The organism is Rhodobacteraceae bacterium D3-12 (assembly GCA_025916135.1).
In the GTDB taxonomy this organism is placed as follows: domain Bacteria; phylum Pseudomonadota; class Alphaproteobacteria; order Rhodobacterales; family Rhodobacteraceae; genus JAKGBX01.
The window spans coordinates 580556-598494 of the sequence record CP104793.1 but is presented as its reverse complement, the minus strand read 5'-3'; the positions used below and the strand labels follow the sequence as shown (position 1 = coordinate 598494).

At 54.3% G+C, this 17939-nt stretch carries 15 protein-coding genes and 1 pseudogene; 8 read left to right on the top strand and 8 right to left on the bottom strand.

From position 1 onward, the window contains the following. Position 1: 1 nt before the first annotated feature. Genes N4R57_02960 through N4R57_02950 form a run of 3 tightly spaced genes read right to left on the bottom strand, consistent with a single transcriptional unit; the run spans position 2 to position 3889 of the window. Positions 2-1396, bottom strand: a complete 1395-nt coding sequence (locus N4R57_02960) for a tetratricopeptide repeat protein (protein UYV38076.1) — start codon at positions 1394-1396, stop codon at positions 2-4. Between the two features lie 32 nt (positions 1397-1428). Beyond that, positions 1429-2652 carry an acyl-CoA dehydrogenase family protein gene (locus N4R57_02955; protein ID UYV38075.1) on the bottom strand — a complete coding sequence of 408 codons (1224 nt, stop codon included), beginning with the start codon at positions 2650-2652 and terminating at the stop codon, positions 1429-1431. Further along, complete coding sequence (locus N4R57_02950) at positions 2642-3889, bottom strand: CoA transferase (GenBank protein UYV39499.1); 1248 nt, start codon at positions 3887-3889, stop codon at positions 2642-2644. Before N4R57_02950 ends, N4R57_02955 begins: the two co-directional genes overlap by 11 nt. Before the next feature lie 106 nt (positions 3890-3995). Between N4R57_02950 and N4R57_02945 the strand changes: the two genes are divergently transcribed. Further along, on the top strand, positions 3996-4904 hold the full coding sequence (locus N4R57_02945; protein ID UYV38074.1) for a LysR family transcriptional regulator: 909 nt from the start codon (positions 3996-3998) through the stop codon (positions 4902-4904). A 452-nt stretch (positions 4905-5356) separates the two neighbouring features. Here the strand turns inward: N4R57_02945 and N4R57_02940 are convergent, their stop codons facing one another. The 4 genes from N4R57_02940 to N4R57_02925 form a co-directional block, all read right to left on the bottom strand. Next, positions 5357-5818 (bottom strand): hypothetical protein, encoded by a 462-nt coding sequence (locus tag N4R57_02940; protein UYV38073.1) that lies wholly within the window; start codon positions 5816-5818, stop codon positions 5357-5359. After that, complete coding sequence (locus N4R57_02935) at positions 5819-6031, bottom strand: helix-turn-helix domain-containing protein (protein ID UYV38072.1); 213 nt, start codon at positions 6029-6031, stop codon at positions 5819-5821. It lies immediately after the preceding gene. A 67-nt stretch (positions 6032-6098) separates the two neighbouring features. Beyond that, on the bottom strand, positions 6099-6869 hold the full coding sequence (locus N4R57_02930) for a hypothetical protein (GenBank protein UYV38071.1): 771 nt from the start codon (positions 6867-6869) through the stop codon (positions 6099-6101). Between the two features lies 1 nt (position 6870). Further along, positions 6871-7944, bottom strand: a complete 1074-nt coding sequence (locus N4R57_02925) for an integrase family protein (GenBank protein ID UYV39498.1) — start codon at positions 7942-7944, stop codon at positions 6871-6873. A gap of 778 nt (positions 7945-8722) precedes the next feature. Here N4R57_02925 and N4R57_02920 point away from each other — a divergent pair. The 5 genes from N4R57_02920 (at position 8723) to N4R57_02900 (ending at position 15288) form a co-directional block, all read left to right on the top strand. Continuing rightward, complete coding sequence (locus tag N4R57_02920) at positions 8723-8932, top strand: hypothetical protein (protein UYV38070.1); 210 nt, start codon at positions 8723-8725, stop codon at positions 8930-8932. 24 nt (positions 8933-8956) lie between these two features. Beyond that, entirely contained in the window at positions 8957-10843 is a 1887-nt protein-coding gene (locus N4R57_02915) for a DNA methyltransferase (protein ID UYV38069.1), read from the top strand. Between the two features lie 3 nt (positions 10844-10846). Then, a complete protein-coding gene (locus tag N4R57_02910) occupies positions 10847-13453 on the top strand; it encodes a DEAD/DEAH box helicase family protein (protein ID UYV38068.1) in 2607 nt (868 codons plus the stop codon). Between the two features lie 83 nt (positions 13454-13536). Next, positions 13537-14633 (top strand): IS3 family transposase gene (locus N4R57_02905; GenBank protein ID UYV38067.1). Its coding sequence is split into 2 segments (ribosomal slippage): positions 13537-13786 and positions 13786-14633, totalling 1098 coding nucleotides; the frame shifts between segments, so codons are not numbered across the junction. Between the two features lie 85 nt (positions 14634-14718). Continuing rightward, positions 14719-15288 (top strand): hypothetical protein, encoded by a 570-nt coding sequence (locus tag N4R57_02900; GenBank protein UYV38066.1) that lies wholly within the window; start codon positions 14719-14721, stop codon positions 15286-15288. A gap of 483 nt (positions 15289-15771) precedes the next feature. Here the strand turns inward: N4R57_02900 and N4R57_02895 are convergent, their stop codons facing one another. Beyond that, positions 15772-16449, bottom strand: coding sequence for a DsbA family protein (locus N4R57_02895; protein UYV38065.1), 678 nt, complete (start codon positions 16447-16449; stop codon positions 15772-15774). 298 nt (positions 16450-16747) lie between these two features. Between N4R57_02895 and N4R57_02890 the strand changes: the two genes are divergently transcribed. Together N4R57_02890 and rnk are read left to right on the top strand one after the other, a co-directional pair. Next, a complete protein-coding gene (locus N4R57_02890; GenBank protein UYV38064.1) occupies positions 16748-17197 on the top strand; it encodes a hypothetical protein in 450 nt (149 codons plus the stop codon). Between the two features lie 53 nt (positions 17198-17250). After that, positions 17251-17687: pseudogene (gene rnk, locus N4R57_02885) on the top strand (nucleoside diphosphate kinase regulator). Positions 17688-17939: the final 252 nt, after the last annotated feature.

Genomic DNA, 17939 nt, shown 5'->3' with positions numbered 1-17939 from the left:
ATTAGGACGCTCGCGTCCCCGCCTTGAACCAAGCGTCCACCTGAGCGCCTTGAGGATTGCCCAGTTGCTCTTGAATTCTCGCATAGTGATGCCACGTCCAGTCAGAGTGCACCTTGTGCCCAAGTCTCTCTGAAAAGAGCGCACGAGCCCTGAGCATGTCTTGGCTTGATTGGGTTACGTCTAGCAAAATCATATGGAAGAGATCGCGTTGTGCCCGGCTTCCGCCGATCCGGTCGAGCGCGTATTTCACCGGTTCAATATGATCGGCAGCGGCGGCATATTTCCCGTCCCGAGCCAGCCTTAAACCCTTGGCAAGAGCAAGCCCGCTTTCGGCGCAAACCTTCGCTTGTGTATCACCAAGCTGCGACCATTTCTCTATGTTATCGATCATCTCTTCCGCGGCTTCCCTGTCACCACCTGCAACCAGCGCCATCAGGTAATGCAGCGAAACAAAGATAAGGTCCGTGTCCTTCACATGGGTTCGCGCCACGGCAACAAGATCGGACCAGCGGCTCCCCACATCCACGCCGAACATCTCGAGCCTCCAAAGGAGCGATGAGGCATTGCAGATGTCGAGATAGAAATCCGAGTCGATATCCGAAACTATTTGCTCGTCGTAGAGCGCAAGAACCGTATCGAACTCGCCTCGCTCCAAATGATAGAGGCTCCGATGCCAGTAGAGGTGGAAACGGAAATTGTTGACGGTCGACCAATGCTCCTCGAGCCCTTTAACCCAACCGATACCTTCCTCGTGGCGTTCCGACATCTCCAATACATGCGCGACGGAATGGACCGACCAGGCGTCAGCTGGGTTGCGTTCAACCGCTTGTCGCCCAAAACTCTCGGCTTTCCCATACTCACCGCATTCCTCCAACCCAAAGGCGTACATCCCCAGTAGGAACCCGTAGTCACGATGGTTTTCCGACCAGAGCGGAAGGATACGTGCCATAGAATCTCGCATCCGACGCGGATCACCCGAATAAAAATGGGTAAAATGGGCCAGTCGAAGCGCCATCCCGTCATTAGGATCATCCAGCAATATCTCTTCCCAAAGCTGAGACGCCTGATCCAATTCACCCGCGCACCACGCCGTTAGAGCAGCAGCATGATTTTGTTCTCGATCGGTCGCATTCACACGCTCAAGAAGAACGTTCAATTCGCCACTGATTTCCTGTGCTTTCCTCGACTGGTTGCTACTCCCAAACAGCTTTGCAAAATAGCCCTGCGCGCAACGTGCCATGGGCATGTCGGGGTCTTCCGCGAGCATGTTTTTAAGGATTGAACCGGTATCCCTGCGAAAGCCCATGTATGCCGAGCTCAACTCCGAGAAACGGTTCGCACTTTCGGGGGCACTAGCCGTAAAAACCAACCCGTCCATGTTCTCGTAATGCTTCATGCGATACCGTCCTTTCTAAACGTCCAACGGCCTTATTTGGCTGCCACTGTTACGCCATCAGCTTTACTGAAAAGCCGAGTGTAGCCATCTCGAGTTTGCGGCGTCTTGATTCCCAAAACCGCTGCCGCGACCTGAGTTCGTAAAATTTGGGCAGTTCCCCCGGCGATGGTGAACATTCGCGCATCGCGCACAGCGCGTTCCAACGGAAGGTTGCGTGAATACCCCATTGAACCGTGGATCTGCAGAGCATCGTTCACCACCTTCTGAGCGGTTTCCGAAGCCAGAATTTTGGCTTGCGCAGCGGCGGTAATATCTGGAAAGCCGCCAACCTGGGTTGCTGCAGCGGATCGCAACAAAGCGCGGGCCGACTTGAGGCCTATGGACATGTCGGCGATCATCCACTGCAAGCCTTGAAACTCGGCGATTGGCCGGCCGAACTGCTCTCGATTTCGCGCATAGTCCACAGCAATGTCGAAAGCGCCCTGCGCAATACCAAGTGCAACGGTGCCGGCCCCTACGCGTTGCGCGTTATACGCACGCATTAGTCCAGCAAAACCACGTTTGATGCCTTCTGGCGGCACTACGATCATGTCTTCAGGAACCTTCATGTCATTGAAATGAAGGTATGTTTCTGGAATCCCGCGCACTCCCATGGCCGGCTCGCGCTCGCCAATGATCAGACCCTCGGACTTGCCCCGTTCCGCGATAAACCCAGCGATGCCCTTGAATTCGCCATCTTCAAAAAGCCGCGCAAAAATCAGGTGCAGCTTCGAAACACCCCCGCCTGTGATCCAGTATTTGGTGCCGTTCAATACGTATGTGTTACCTTTTTTCTCAGCAGTGGTCGTCATTTCGGTCGCAGCGCTACCAGCGCCGGGTTCCGTAATACAAATTGCAGGCTTGTCGCCGGACAAAACGAGATCAGCAGCAAGCTGTTTTTGCTTTTCGCTGCCGTATTGCATAATGGCGCCAACCGCACCCATGTTGGCCTCCACGGTGATCCGGCCCATCGTGGCACAGCACCGTGCCATCTCCTCAACGACTGTCACAGCAGCAAGGTAAGAAAGACCGCGTCCACCGTACTCTTTGGGAATCGTCATCCCCATAAAGCCGGCATCGCGCAACTTCGCCACGTTGTCCCACGGATAGGCTTCGGTGGCGTCAACTTCGGCCGCCCGCGAGCGAAACTCCCCTTCCGCTAAAGCGCGCGCCTCAACGGCGATCTCATCCAAAATGGCTTGGCTTTCAGGTATCATTTGTTTCAACTTCCGTTTCTGCGTTATTTTCGCGCCACAACCCGAATTCGCGCAGTACCTCTTGGGTATCTGCACCGCATGTGGGTGGCGAGCGCCTGTAGGTAACCGGTGTCCGGCTAAACTTGATCGGATTGCCAATCAGGTTGATTTCACCCTCCAGCGCATCTTTGCTCGGCATGGATATCTTCATTGCCCGCGCCCCAACCTGTTCCGACGCGAACACTTCATCGAGACGGTTGATCGGGCCGCTTGGAACACCGGAAGCTTCCATTTTCCCAAGCAAACATGACTTGGAATGCGTGCGCAGCTCTGCTGCAATAATCGCGATTAATGCGTCACGATTGGCGAGACGCGCCTCGTTGGTCACGAACCGCGAATCTTCTGCCAGCGCAGGGCATTCAAGCACCCTACAGAATGCCTGAAACTGCGCGTCGTTACCAACTGCGACAATGACATGCCCGTCACTTGTTTCGAAAACTTGGTAGGGTACGATATTGGGGTGTTGGTTGCCAAAACGCTGGGGCAATTCGCCCGAGACCAGATAATTGGTTGCCCCATTCACCAGCCATGCCACCTGCGTATCCACAAGCGCTAAATCGATATGTTGCCCTTCACCAGTTTTCTCCCGGTGATGCAAAGCAGCAAGAACGGCTGAACTGGCATACATGCCGCACATAACATCAGCTGCGCCCACGCCAACCTTCATTGGCTCGCCCTCCGGTTCACCGGTTAGGCTCATGATCCCGCCAAAAGCCTGCGCCAAAAGATCATATCCAGGACGCGTAGCATTGGGGCCCGACTGGCCAAACCCTGTGATCGAACAGTAGATCAAGCCGGGATTGAGCTGGGAAAGCGTTTTATAATCCAGCCCATATTTCTCAAGTCCCCCGGTCTTGAAGTTCTCAACCAAAATATCGCAATCGCAGGTCATTCTACGCACGGCTTCGGCATCTTCCGGCAGGCTGATATCCAGCGCGACCGAACGCTTGTTCCTGTTGGAGGACACGAAATAGGCGCTTTGATCTGTCGGGTTGCCATCACGCCCCATTACGAACGGCGGGCCCCAGCGACGTGTGTCATCGCCTACTCCCGGACGCTCTATCTTGATTACGTCCGCGCCCAGGTCACCGAGCAATTGAGTGCAGGTCGGGCCAGCAAGAATTCGAGACAAGTCAAGCACACGAAGTCCGGCGAGTGGCCCAGTCGATTTGGATTGTGGGTCTGTAAATTTGAACATGAAGCGAGCGTAGATCAACAATTGTCGCAAACCTAACGCAAACATTTTACGATTTAAGTGAGAAAAATTTATGTTAAACGTAATCAGCCACACATAGGATGCTCTCATGAACCTCCGTCAACTAAGAACAATTACCGCTTTTCTAGAGACACAAAGCTTTGCCGCTGCAGGCGGCACCGTTGGCCTCAGTCCGTCAGCTGTAAGCATTCAGATGAAGGAACTCGAAGCTCATCTAGGAGCACAATTGTTTGATCGAAGCAGTCGCCCTCCAACGCTCACTGCAGAGGGAATCGCTGTCGCCAACGCCGCTCGCAAAGCATTGGCAGAAATTGAAAAAATCAGAATAGCAGCAAGTGGCGAAGAGCTTCCCGCACAGATTTCAATCGGTTTCGTCCCAACCAACCTGCAGGAAATACTGCCCAGGTTCCTTACCGATTTCCGCAATGCCTTTCCTTCGATTCAACTTCTGATCAAGTCGGGTCTCTCAGGTGAATTGGCGAACAAAGTGCTCGCCCGCGAAATCGATTTCGCGCTCGTTACCTCGCCAAGGATTGCCCATGAAGAATTAGAAGTAACGAGCATCGCTGAAGAACCAACATATGTGATCGGCCCGAAATCGCTTGCTAACATCGAAACCGACCGCGAACGCCTTCTCGCCCTGCCCTACATTGCCTTCAACAAGCGCGCTTGGTTGGGCCAGCGCGTGGCTGCGCGCCTGCAATCCCGCGGAATCAACGTACACGAAGAGATGGAACTCGACGCACTCGACGCGATGGAACGGCTTGTGGCTTACGGTCACGGCGTATCCATCGTCCCGCAAAGGTTGCTTGCTCCACCGTTAGAGCAAAATCTATCGACCATACCGTTTTGCACGCCGAGCCTAGTGCGCCAACTTGTCTTAATTCAGAACCGCCGCGGGCGCAGATCCGAGGTCGATCTTCGCATCGTCGAAATCCTCCGCGCAATCGGTCAACAAACATGGCGAAAGAAATTGAGCCACGACTTAAATTCGTAAAACCGTGCGCAATTATTTTTTATAATCCTGCCCTCCAATTAAGAAGACGGATAAGCAGAAGCTCATGGCGTACATTGTCGCGACATCTGCTACTAAGCGAAAACACACTCCATGAGCCTTGCTGAGCAACCGCAAACTTGGGCTTTTTTCTCTAAATTGGCCCGTGCGTTTAAAGTTGTTTACGCGCCGGTAACAGTCCGCGGCCATAGGTTTTTTGATACCCCCCCCCCGGTCCTTTACTTCCATTCGAGGTAAACGAAGATAATTGATGCCAAGAGGCCGCTCTGCTCTAACTCGCACCAAGTGTATGGTATTAAGGATGTCTCCAATCTGAAGACAGAGTCCCATCGACTTATGACGCGAAACGTTGCCAGATTGATGATGGCACGTTTCCGTTTTAGAGAAGGGGCTCCACTAAACGTCACTGATATGCTGACAGGTCCGTATCGCATTTAGATACAGGGATTTTGTTTTCCGCGCTTGCCCGAGGGATTGTTGGCATGGTGTCGCTTGACCTCGAAGTCTTTGCCACTGCGCCATTTGAGGTACAATTTCCGAGGGCTTTGATTTGGCATGCCGATATCTGTGAGTTCATAGCTAGGGCCACGGGCCTCTCCCTCAACACCAAGAGCGCCAAGCTGCGTAACAACGATGAACCCTTTGGCTTGCAATTCGTGGAACGCCCGCATCGTGGCGTTGACTCCAATGCCAAGACACTTCGAAGCTTGCCTGCAGCTTAATTTGATCTTGCCGTTGTTGTTGGCGCGGCTCCCTTTCCATTCAAGACGCAACCAAATGTATAGCATTTGCGCCTTGGGAGACATTGTAGCCCAAGCTTCTGTAGAGATTAGGCTCCTCGGAATGAAGGTTCCGTGCTCGTATTTGTTGCGTCCTTTTTTGTTAACTTTAGCCATTTATTTAGCCACCGCGCTATTTTGCTTTCCATGTGCGCGTCCATCCATCCAATCGTCCAACGCGGAACGCTTGTAGCGAACAGCGCGTAGACCAACCAGAATGTAAGCTGGTCCTTCTGTGCGGCTGGTTCCCATACGAAGTTTCGCGAGATAGCTTTCACTCAGACTGGTATAAGCTGCCGCTTCGCGTGCGGTTAGGTATTCTGCGGGCATGTCACTACTCCTCAATAATGCTTGAGGCTTCACAGTGAACTTCGTTTACAGACGCTTCATGGGCAGCTCAGGGGTTTTCTTCAGCTGTCCTACCCACATGCCGGCTCCAGCCTCTGAAGGCTGAAACTGGGTCCTCAGGGTGTTCCATTACATCAAAGACATCCGAGAGAAGCCTGTAGAAAGGTCCAGCGTTGTTCATATGCTTGGGAACCTGGATATAACCTGGCAAAAGTTCACATACTTCCACACACGCATTCACGGTTCTCCAAGCCTCCAACCCCTTGTTCCCAACAGGCGTGCCAGAATTTGCCACACGAGTTGCCGCTTCAAGCAACGGTAAGATTTCGGGCACGTGCTCTTCAATCGAAACCAGAAACCTGTGAGCTTTATAACTCGGCAGCATTTCCAGAAAACTATCTGAGCGCAGTTCTGCCCCCCACCCCAAATCCGCTACTGGACCGACAATCGGCCTGATCGCCGCAGATCGCAGTTCGTCCGAAATTGCATCTGGGAGCCGTTTCAAAATAGCCGGGATCCCAATCAAATATCGTCGGAGGGCGGCCAGATCATCAAGCACCTCGTTTTTGCTCCAGAACTCATTCAAAGACGAAAATCGACGCTTCCAGAAAAAATCCGCGACAATCCAATAGTCGAGTTTCTCCCTGCTTTTAAAGTGCTGCGAAAACACCGCCTTCAGTTGCACCCAAAACGCCTTGAACTCTTCCGGTTCCGCATCGAAGAACTCTTCAGGGTTCCTCCTCAAACCTCCGTTAGCACGCGGGAAATAGCCCTCGTCTAAAATCCAATCTCGAGACGCGCCAGCTTTCTTGTCAGACATTTCACGTAATCCTGGTGCCTATTTCTTTACACGCAATCTCCATCGGGGCTCGCAGCGCATCAAGAGAAGGCTTTACGTACCTTCGCCCAGTAATCGACAACGGCGTGTGGTTAAGTAGCCGCCCTACAACCTCCTCCATAATCCCGGCTTCCATCGCCACGGTAGCAAAGGTTCGCCGGTGCGCGTGCGGGCTCCAAGGGATAGAAGCTGGGTTGGTTATGTAGCCAGTCTTTGATTTTGGAGATGGGAACACCCATTGGCGGCTTAGATTGCGCATAGGCGCTAGAATCTCGTGATGCGCTTGCAGGATCGGCAAGTCGAAGCTGCGGCCGTTTTTGGTTACGGGCAAGTGGATATGATCTTCGTGCACATTTTTCCATTCAAGGGTCAATGCTTCGGTTTTGCGGAGTCCTGTGAACAATAGTAACTCGTAGAAAACACGATGGATTGGGTTAGGCAGACCTTTGACAGATCGGCTCCAGTTCTTCAGGTCCTCGATGATATGCCCGGCTGGCTGCTCTTCATACCACTCGATCGCAATCGTAGGAGGTTCTGGAAGATCATGCACCCGTCGGGCATGATTCCAAACTGTTCTGAAATACTTCAGGGTATGGTTCGCTGCCGATGGGCGATCCGCCATTGACCGATGTTTCTCCACCACCATTTTCTTGGATATCTCATCGAGAGGAAGCCGCAGCCACTCTTTCAAGTGCAAGTCAAACTGCTGACGTAGGGTAGATTTATGCGCATCCGATCTCAACTTCGGCCGAACCAAATATCCCTCCATGGCAGCCTCGAGGGTGGGCGCGCCAGCTTGGGCCATTTTACCTGCCCCTCGCCCCATTTCCAACGCGAGGCCCAAAGCAGTTTGGCGTGCTGCTTGAGATGAGATTACAGGAAAACGGCCGATCAGTACCCGCTTGGTGACACCGCCGACGTCCTTTTGGAAATACCATGTCTTGGACCGTTTGCCGACGAACAGAACTAGCCCTTTAATCTCGCTGTCCCAGTGCTTGTCTGTCCCCGTTTTTGTCTGCGGAACTTTGCGAGCGAAGGTCTCTGTGAGCTTTGGCATTTTGTCAGCTTTTTGTAGGTATTGAATTGAAACACAGGGAAACAACAGGAATGACCCTGCAACAATTTCTTGCATGAACTGAATGACTTGGCAACTCAAAGAATGTCAGGGAAACATATGTTCTGTGCTTGGAAGGCTAAGGTCTTACCACTACACAACGCCCGCTCAGTGAGTTCATCACATATTTCATGGACTCCACAGCGTCAAGCAACTGATCTCACACAAGTCCGATCTCAATCAACAAATATGCACACGGCGCAGAGCTGCCGTTGGCTAGGTATGCCTGTGCTGCTTTGCAGCTTCACCAAAACAGACGTTGATGGGGCCAAAAAGAAACCGGCACGAGACCTGAAAAAGTGCTTGAGGAACCGAAGCCCACGCGTTCACCGGCCGCGGCCGAGATCGTACGCATGGAACTACGGAAAGACCCCGCCACCCAACCTCGCGCGCTAGTCTGGTACGGGACATGGAAAAACTGCCTGAAAACAATTATATAGTAGTTACGTTGAAGGATTGAGGGCAAGATAACAGGTCACAGGATACGAACCCTTTGCAGTTGGGAGATACTGCTATTGCTCCGGGTGGGTTTATCCTGCCCGGAGCTTTTTACTTCCCCCTAGCCTCTTGCGCCCTTAAATGCGAAGTTGACGACGATCGGAAGAAACCCTTCCTTTTCAATCGTTAACAGACACCGGCCATTTCGCCGCAAGAGCAAGAAGATGATCCGAAACAGCCGCACACCTACCCCCATGCACCTCACCCAACAGGAGGCCCGCCCATGTCTCGCCTGACCGATCTCATCGCGCAGGCGAAGGGGAAAGACGCCGATCTGGGGCGAGAGCTAGAACGGGAGTTCAAGGCACTGACCAACCGTCGCGCCTTTGGCCTTAACTTTGAACGGCACCGGCCCGAAAGCGTGGAGCTGCCGGGGCGGCCAGTGCGCAAGGGCGACAAGGTGCGCGTCCTGCCCCCGCGCGGCGAGACGTAGAAGGGCGACCAAAGGCTTTGGAAGGTGCGCAGCCTGTCCGGCAGAGGGGCCGAGCGTAGGGCCCAGGTGGAGCTGATCGGCGCGGCAGAGCCGGAGACGCAGGAAGTTGCCGTGGCCGATCTGATCGTGGTCGCAGAGTTTCGCGATTACATCTACCCCGGCGTTGTCAGCACTGGAAAGGTCGAACGCGGCGGCGACAAGCCCTATCACACCGTAATCAACGGCGAGAACTTCCATGCCTTAGAGGCACTGACCTTCACCCATCGCGGGAAGATCGACGTGATCTACATTGATCCACCTTATAATTCGGGAGCAAATGACTGGAAGTATAACAACGACTATGTGGGGAAGGACGATCTCTACCGACACTCGAAGTGGCTTGCCTTTATTGAACGACGGCTCAAAGTTGCGAGAGACCTTCTTAACCCCAAAGCATCGGCGCTTGTTTGCAGCATCGATGAAAAAGAGTTTCTCAATCTTGGGCTATTGATAAAACAGGTTTTTCCCGAAGCGAGAGTGCAGATGGTTTCATCGCAAATCAATGCGAAAGGAATTATTCGCGATAACGAATTTTCGCGCACCAACGAGTTTCTTTTCTTTGCATTTCTGGGCGCTCACAGGATTAAGCCAGAAGAAGTTGACGTTGCTGGCGGTAGTGTTCGCTGGGCCAGTTTGAGGCGATCAGATGTTGAGTCGGCAAGAGGGACTCCCAAGGGCGGCCCTGAGCAATTCTATCCGATCTACGTAGACAAAAAGACAGGAAGAATTGTTGATGTTGGCGAACCAATGTCTCCCGACGAACCAGCAACTAGCGCATCAGATTTGGACGGCTGTCTCACGGTGCTTCCGATTCGCGACAAGGGCGACATTCGAGAAATGAACTGGGGCCTTACTGCTCCAACACTAAAAGAGCGCCTGAAGAAGGGATTCGTGAAGGCAGTATTTTCCGGGCGCGGGAAGAAGAAGGTAACAATATACTATCTGACAACGGGTCCGATCCAAGATATTGAAGAGGGCCGTATCAAGATTACTGGTTACGAGGAAAGCGGAGCAGCGATTGTCAGCTTCGTAGAGGGAAAACGGAAAAACCCGACCACTCAGTGGGCTATCGAGTCGCATAACGCCCAGTCACATGGAAGCGACCTAATCCGGGAGATAATACCAGGTCGAGAATTTCCTTTCCCTAAAAGCCTCTACGCTGTCGAAGACGTTTTGAGAATACTCTGCGGCGATAACTTTTCCGCTGTCGTGTTGGATTTCTTTTCAGGATCGGGGACTACAGCCCATGCGGTCATGCGCCTGAACCGACAAGATGGTGGTCGCCGTCAATGCATTTCAGTGACGAACAATGAAGTCGCCGCCGACGAACACACAAAGTTGCGTACGACTGACCTTCGACCCGGCGATCCCGATTGGGAAAAGTGGGGCATCTGCGACTACATCACAAAGCCCCGCATCGAAGCTACCATAACCGGTAAGACGCCAGAAGGCGCGCCAATCAAGGGCGACTACAAGTTCACCGACGAATTCCCGATGGCCGAGGGCTTTGAGGAAAACGCCGAGTTCTTCACCCTCACCTATGAAACCCCGGTCAAAATCGCCCACAACCGCGCTTTCGCGCGGATTGCCCCGCTCCTATGGATGCGGGCAGGCAGCGAAGGGCGGCGGATCGACAAGGAGCCAGCGGAAGGTTGGGAGGTGGCAGATACCTATGGCCTTCTGACCAATCTCGACCGTGCCGCCCCGTTCTGCGCGGAGATCGCAGCCAAGGATGGTATCCGCATCGCCTATATCGTCACCGATGACGAACGCCGTTTTCAGGCCATCACGCGGGAATTGCCCGCCGGGGTCGAGCCTGTGCGCCTTTACGAATCCTACCTGACCAATTTCCGCTTCGCGATGGGGCGCTGAGACATGAAATTTACGCTTATCGACTATCAGACCCAAGCCGTCGCGGACGTGTTGGACAACATGAAGAAGGCGCGGGTGTTCTGGCAAGACCACGACATGAAAACCGCCTTTTCCCTCGCCGCCACCACCGGCTCCGGTAAGACCGTGATGGCCGCCGCCGTGTTCGAGGCGCTGTTATTCGGCAATGACGAATTGGAGTTCGAACCCGACCCCGGCGCGGTCGTGATCTGGTTCAGCGATGACCCGTCGCTCAACACGCAATCCAAATGGCGCTTGCAGGAGGCCTCCGACAAGCTGACCATTTCCGACCTTGTGACGGTCGAAAACACCTTCAACCGTGAGACCTTGGAAGCCGGGAAAATCTACTTCCTCAACACGCAGAAACTTTCCAAGAGCAGCCTCCTGACGCGCGGCCACGACCCGGACGACGACAGCCTAGAAACCGCAGACGGGCAAAAGATCATGCCCGACATGCGCGCCTTCACGATTTGGGACACGATCCGTAACACCATCGAAGACCCCGAGTTGACGCTCTACCTCGTGCTGGACGAAGCACACAGGGGCATGAAGGCCGATGGCGGGGTTGCCGCCGCTTCTGGCAGGCAGACCATCGTCAAACAGCTCATCAACGGCTCTGGCAGCACGCCTGCCATTCCGATTGTCTGGGGTATCTCTGCCACCGTGGACCGCTTCAACAAGGCGATGAAGGATATGCAAGGACGCACGATCCTGCCGCATGTTCAGGTGGACGCCGGGTTGGTGCAGGCATCAGGCCTTTTGAAAGACACGATCACGATGGACGTGCCCGACGAGGTTGGCGATTTCGAAACCGTGCTTCTACGCCGTGGGGCCGACAAGCTGCGCGAGATCACCGAAGCCTGGGAGGCCTATGCGCAAGAGCAGGGCGACGGGAGCAAGGTGCAGCCGCTCATGGTGCTGCAAGTGCCAGATGCACCGAACCCTAAAGACATTGGGAATTGGCTGGACGTGATCCTTGAGCGGTTTCCAGACCTGCCCGAAGACAGCATTGCCAACGTGTTTGGCGAACACAAAACCGAGACCTTTGGGCGGCACACCGTTCCCTACATCGAGCCTCAGAGGGTCCAACAGGACGATTGGGTGCGCATCCTCATCGCCAAGAACGCGATCAGCACCGGTTGGGACTGCCCCCGCGCCGAAGTCATGGTCTCGCTTCGCGCAGCGTCCGACAAGACCCACATCACGCAGCTTTTGGGGCGGATGGTGCGAACCCCACTCGCGAGGCGGATTTCGGGGAACGACCGGCTAAACGCCGTGGACTGCCTTCTGCCTCACTTCAACAAGGAAACCGTGACGGCAGTCGTGGACGAGCTGATGAAAGGCGGTGAAAGCGGCGAAGAACTGCCCGGTCGCCGCGTCCTGATCAATCCGCGTGAAATGAAGCCTAATCCGGCGATCCCCGAAGGGGTTTGGGACAAGCTAACTTCGCTCCCCTCCCAGACCTTGCCAAAGAAGCAGGCCCGCCCAGTCAAACGCCTGACAGCGCTAGCGCATGAACTGGCAATGGACGACCTCTTGCCCGACGCTGGTAGAAAGGCCCATGAAGCGATGCACGCTGTTCTGGACGCCGCTCTGGTGACCCATGACACACAAATCAACGAGGCCCGTGCATCAGTCATGACCGTGGAGGGGAAAACCCTGTCGGCAGACACGAAGACGCAAAAGATGACCTTCAACGACTTCGTTGAAGCTGCTGACTATGCCGTTATCGAAGACGCATACAAACGAGCCGGACGCGCCATCAGCCCTGACCTTGCCACGACCTATGCTGAGCATTTGGCCGCAGGGATGGAAGACGAAGAGGATGACGAAGAAGCACTGATCGAGGCGCACACGATCATCGCCGCAATCGGACTGGTGCCCAAGATCAAGGAAGACCTAGAGGCCGAGGCGGAGAAGCTGGCCAAGGAATGGCTTGCTGCGCACAAAGAGGCGATCAAGGGCCTTACCGATGAGCGGCAGGAAGCCTACCGCCAGATTAGGGAAATGAGCACGGACCCGCTTCCAGTCGAAATCGCCCGCCCGAATATGTGGCTACAACCCACATCGGCACGCGAACCTAACGGCAAGGAATACGACCTTGATCGGTTCGAGCGTCATCTACTTTGCGATGAGGAAGGTCTGTTTCCAGACGCCTTCAATTCATCGTGGGAACCCGCCGTCCTACGTGCCGAGCTTCAAAAGGAAGGCAGCATCGGTTGGTATCGTAACCCGGCACGAGCAAGCCAAGACTCCCTTGGGGTTATCTATGAAGAGGCGGGGGAAAACCGCATGGTCCGCCCAGACTTCATTTTCTTCGTACAGAAGGACGATGGCACCATCGCAGCCGATTTGATCGACCCACATGGGGATCATCTCGCGGATGCATTGCCGAAGCTCAAAGGGCTGGCGAAATATGCTGCCGACAATCTAGCAACCTTTCGACGCATCGAGGCCATAACCAAACTGAAAAAGACGGGAACCTACCGGATGCTCGACCTGACCAAAGAAGATGTGAGAAAGGCGGTTGAAGACGCCACGAGTGCAGAAGGCTTGTACAGAAGCGCAGAAGCAGAAGACTACTTAGCGTGAAACGGGGTAGCGGTTGAAGGTGACCTGAGCCCCTGAATCTCCTCCAGATTTGTGTAGAGTCCGGCCAACAAAAGGACGGACAAATGAAGGCACGATTTACGGACGAACAGATCATAGCGATGATCAAGGAACAGGAATCTGGCGAGAAGACTGCTGATGTATGTCGGCGGCACGGGATCAGCTCGGCGACGTTCTACAAATACAAATCGAAGTATGGTGGTATGGAGCCGTCTGACGCGAAGCGGTTGCGAGCGTTGGAAGACGAGAACGGCAAGCTGAAGAAGCTGTTGGCAGAACAGATGTTGGACAACGCAATGTTGCGAGACATCAACTCAAAAAAATGGTGACGCCCGCCGTGAAGCGGAAAGCTGTGGCGCACCTGATGGAGCAACATCAGGTCAGCCAGCGGCGGGCGTGTGATGTGCTACAGATTGATCGATCCACGATACGATATCCGTCGCGACGTGGCGATGATGCTGAACTGCGAGATGCCATCAAGCGCGTTTCGAGGGAACGGCGTCGGTTTGGTTGCCGTCGGATCCATGTAATGATTGCGCGAGAAGGCTTTGAGGTGAACCATAAGAAGGTCAGGCGTATCTATCGCGAGGAGAAGCTGCAGGTGCGGCGCAGAGGCGGCAGGAAGCGCGCATTGGGTACAAGAAAGCCGATGGTGCTGCCGGATGGCCCAAACCAACGCTGGAGCTTGGACTTTGTATCTGACGCGCTGACGGATGGTCGCCGCTTCCGCATCTTAGCGGTCGTGGATGATTACAGTCGAGAGAACCTGGTGCTGGTTGCGGACACATCATTGTCGGGCCAACGGGTTGCGCGTGAGCTGGACCGCATCATCGCTGAGCGTGGCATGCCAAAGACGATTGTCTCGGACAATGGAACCGAGTTCACCAGCATGGCGATCCTCAAATGGGTGCAGGATACCGTCATTGATTGGCACTACATCGCGCCAGGCAAGCCCCAGCAGAACGGTTTCATCGAAAGCTTCAACGGCAAACTCAGAGATGAATGCCTCAACGAAACACTGTTCGGCACATTGCTGGATGCAAGACAAATGTTGGAACAATGGCAGGAAGATTACAATTGGCGCAGACCACATTCAGCCTTGGGCAACCTGACACCGATGAAATTTTTGCAGAGAAAGGCAATGGACAAGATGGCGGCTTAACGCCAAAGATTTAACCCTAAGGACTCCGCGCAAAGATGGAGGGAACTTGGGGCGCAGGTCAAAGCCAATCCATATCGCATATTGTATGAATTCAAGAAAGATATTCACGTTTGCGAACTTTATTCCTTTGCTTATGTTGTTTCGGATTGCAGCCCTCATTTTATTCAGTTTTCCAGCTGCCACAGCAGCGGAGCAGTTGGGAACGGTTTCGATCATATGGGACGGTGAAGCACAGGACTGGTTCACCATATCGGACGGTACCGGCGACGCCCTGATAGCATCGGCAAGCCTCAAGAGTGGGGAGCGTTTGTCAAGCATCAGCATTCAAGCGCATCCAAAGCCGAAGTTCTCGTCAAAAAATGTCCTCAGCATCAGTTTGACCTATTTGGGTGCCTTAGTGCCGGACACACCGCCCACGGCGGCAGAATTTATTTACACGACGAACGGGATGCGCCCGCCGTTCTACACCAGCGCAGGCGCGCCGGTTGCCCCCACAGTAAAGCTGGAGGGGTACGAAGCAATCCATCAAGACGGGCAGTTAACGGGTACTTTTTCCGCTACACTGTGTCTCGCAAATGACCTCTACGGCGATGTCGATACCGACAATTGCAAGGAACTTTCCGGAAGTTTCGATACCGGCATCCTGTTGCGGTGAGCTTTACGCGTAGCGGTTCATGCAATGTTACGCACAGCGTGTGCGGGCAGTCTAGCCAGGCTAGCCTCTCTGCCGACGGACAGTTCGGCAACTTTCTCTTTTGGTGCGATAAATATTGGTTTGTTTGACGCTAGTTGGAGGAAGGTTCTGGTGGTTGAAGCCCCGTTTGCGTTGATTTAGACCAACAAGTCTTGCATCATCTTTGGGTAATTTCTTGTCAGTCGGATATTTCTTGAAACTGTAGGCCCAACTGACGTGACATCTGAGGATGCGACGCGATGAGAGCCATCGCATTGTTCTTTATATTGAGATCAGCTCAAGCGTTGACTGCGGGCGATTGTCACAAACCTTTCTCTGCAAGCAAGCTTGAGAGAACGGCCTTGAATGACCGTGATGGTATCGAACTGTTCGCTGAGGCCCGTGGCTACCCGGAGATAATCGCTGGTGCGCTGTCTTTTGGCCTTAATATTGAGCTTGCAAGGCTCAATCTACGGGCGGATTGGACCACTTTGATGCAGCAAACGGTTGGGAAAGCGCACGTTTGACTAATTCGAGATGATCCTGACCGTAAAACGGGTCTCCATCTACAATATAGGTTGGTGAGCCAAAAACGTTCTGCTCTCGAGCCCAAGTAGAATTTTCTTGCAACTTGTCTTGAACCGTTTCCGACGCCGCCTGCGCCAGCAGCATATCCGCATCATGTCCCAAATCCTCAGCTATCTTGGCAAGCGTTTGAAGATTCGAAAGGTCGGCGTCGTAGCGCCAATGGGCTTCGAGAAAGGCGTGCGCCATCGTATCGATATGTGTGCCCGTCTCCCCGAGCGTTAGGATCATTCCGGAGGCGAGGCTGTAGTCGGCATCGTGGTAAGTCGGTCGGAAATTGATAATTGGAACATCGCGATACTCAGCCCATCTTTCAATCTCGCGCCCGAAGAAATAGTCCACATGCGCCTGCGTTCGCGCGCGAAATGGTTGGCTGCTTTGCGCTTCCACAACTGGAGATAACAAAATCGGCTTGTGGATCAAGGTCACATTATATTCGACGCATAGCTTGCTCAATTCGGCAGAGCCCAGATAGGCAAAGGCGGAATGAACTGAATAGATATATTCGATGACAGGCATTTTATCATTATGAAGGATCTTGCACCGGATGCCCAGCATGTTCGACCCAAAGCGGACATTTAAACGTCAAAGCAAAAGACCCATATTTTCTATTTACAGCAGAACCCTCTGCTCCCCTTACGACCGACATAAGTTTACAAGCTCAGCCTTACTCCAGCCGGATTGACAGTCCCGTTTTGCGCGGTAGGCTTGTGGCATGGTTACGCATGAGAATCATTATCGGTTTCTGCTACTGAACCGCCCCCGTCCCCGGGTGGCGCACGCTTAGGCGTTTCTACAACCCCCGGGGCCTTCTCAACTACATCCTTGAGACTGCAATCCTTTACGGGGGACCATCATGCACATCAACAATCCCATGAGTCGGCCGACTGCCGATGCTTTTCAACCTACGGCCAAATGCCCTTCTATGATGGGTCGATTCCAGCTGTCCCGCGCCGATTGGATCGGTGTTGAACGGCTATTGAGCCTCGGACTGACGGCCGAGTGCCCGAACCCGACGCTCATCGAAGGCTTTCTACGGCACAAGTTGCGTCTCGCACGCGCCGCACCCGAGCCGACGCCGGCTGATCTCGTCACCGTCGGCAGGCACGTTACCTTCATGACCAGCGGTCGCAACGAACGCTCCGGCATGCTAACGCTCGTGTCCGATATGCAGCCGGGACGCATTCCCGTGACCTCTTTTTTGGGTGCGACGCTGCTTGGCATGCACAAGATGCAGAAAACGCCGCTCCTGCGTGAGGACGGCTGGATCGACAAGCTCGTGGTGCTCGGCGTGCAGGGCGCCTAGGCGCCCATCAATTCAACCCTCACATCCATTCAACAGCCTTAAAGGAGACCAGAATGTCCACCCAAACAAATCCGCGGCGCAGCAGGCGCCCCAATATTGTCCTCAGCAATACAAGGCTGGCGGAGCTGGAGGTCCCCTTTCCGAAAGGATGATGCGCCGCAACCCCGATCTGGCCGAGCTGTTAATCGAAGAGTTAAGCCGCGCACGCGTAGTCGCACCTTCCCGTCTGCGGGGGGATGTGGTCGATCTCGGGCGGAAGTTCACCTACCGCGACGAGACCGAGGGCAAGGATCACACAATCACCCTTGTGTTGCCGGCTGAAGCCGATATCTCTGCCGGCCGCATCTCCGTCATGACCCCGATCGGCGTGGCTTTGATCGGTCTTGCCGAAGGGGCGGTCTTTCACTGGGAAACACGCGACGGGCAGCGGCGGGAGCTCAAGGTCCTTAAGGTGTTCACCGATAATCAGAACACGTTGCAAAGTGCCTGAGATGCAATTCCCCAACATGAGGCCCTGCGAAAACCATGGGCATCCCGGGAGGCGCGATACCATGCTGTAATCGACATGGCGCACCGTCCGGTATTGGAGCTCGACGCGGCCTCTGCCACTCCGCGGTCATCCCCGGTGAGGCGCCTGTGCGGCGCGTCATTGCGAACATTCTCGGCCTCGGCCAGATCGAAGCGTCGCCGCCAGATTGCGCAGCCGACAAAGCGAACCTGCGGTTTCGGGATACCGTCCAGC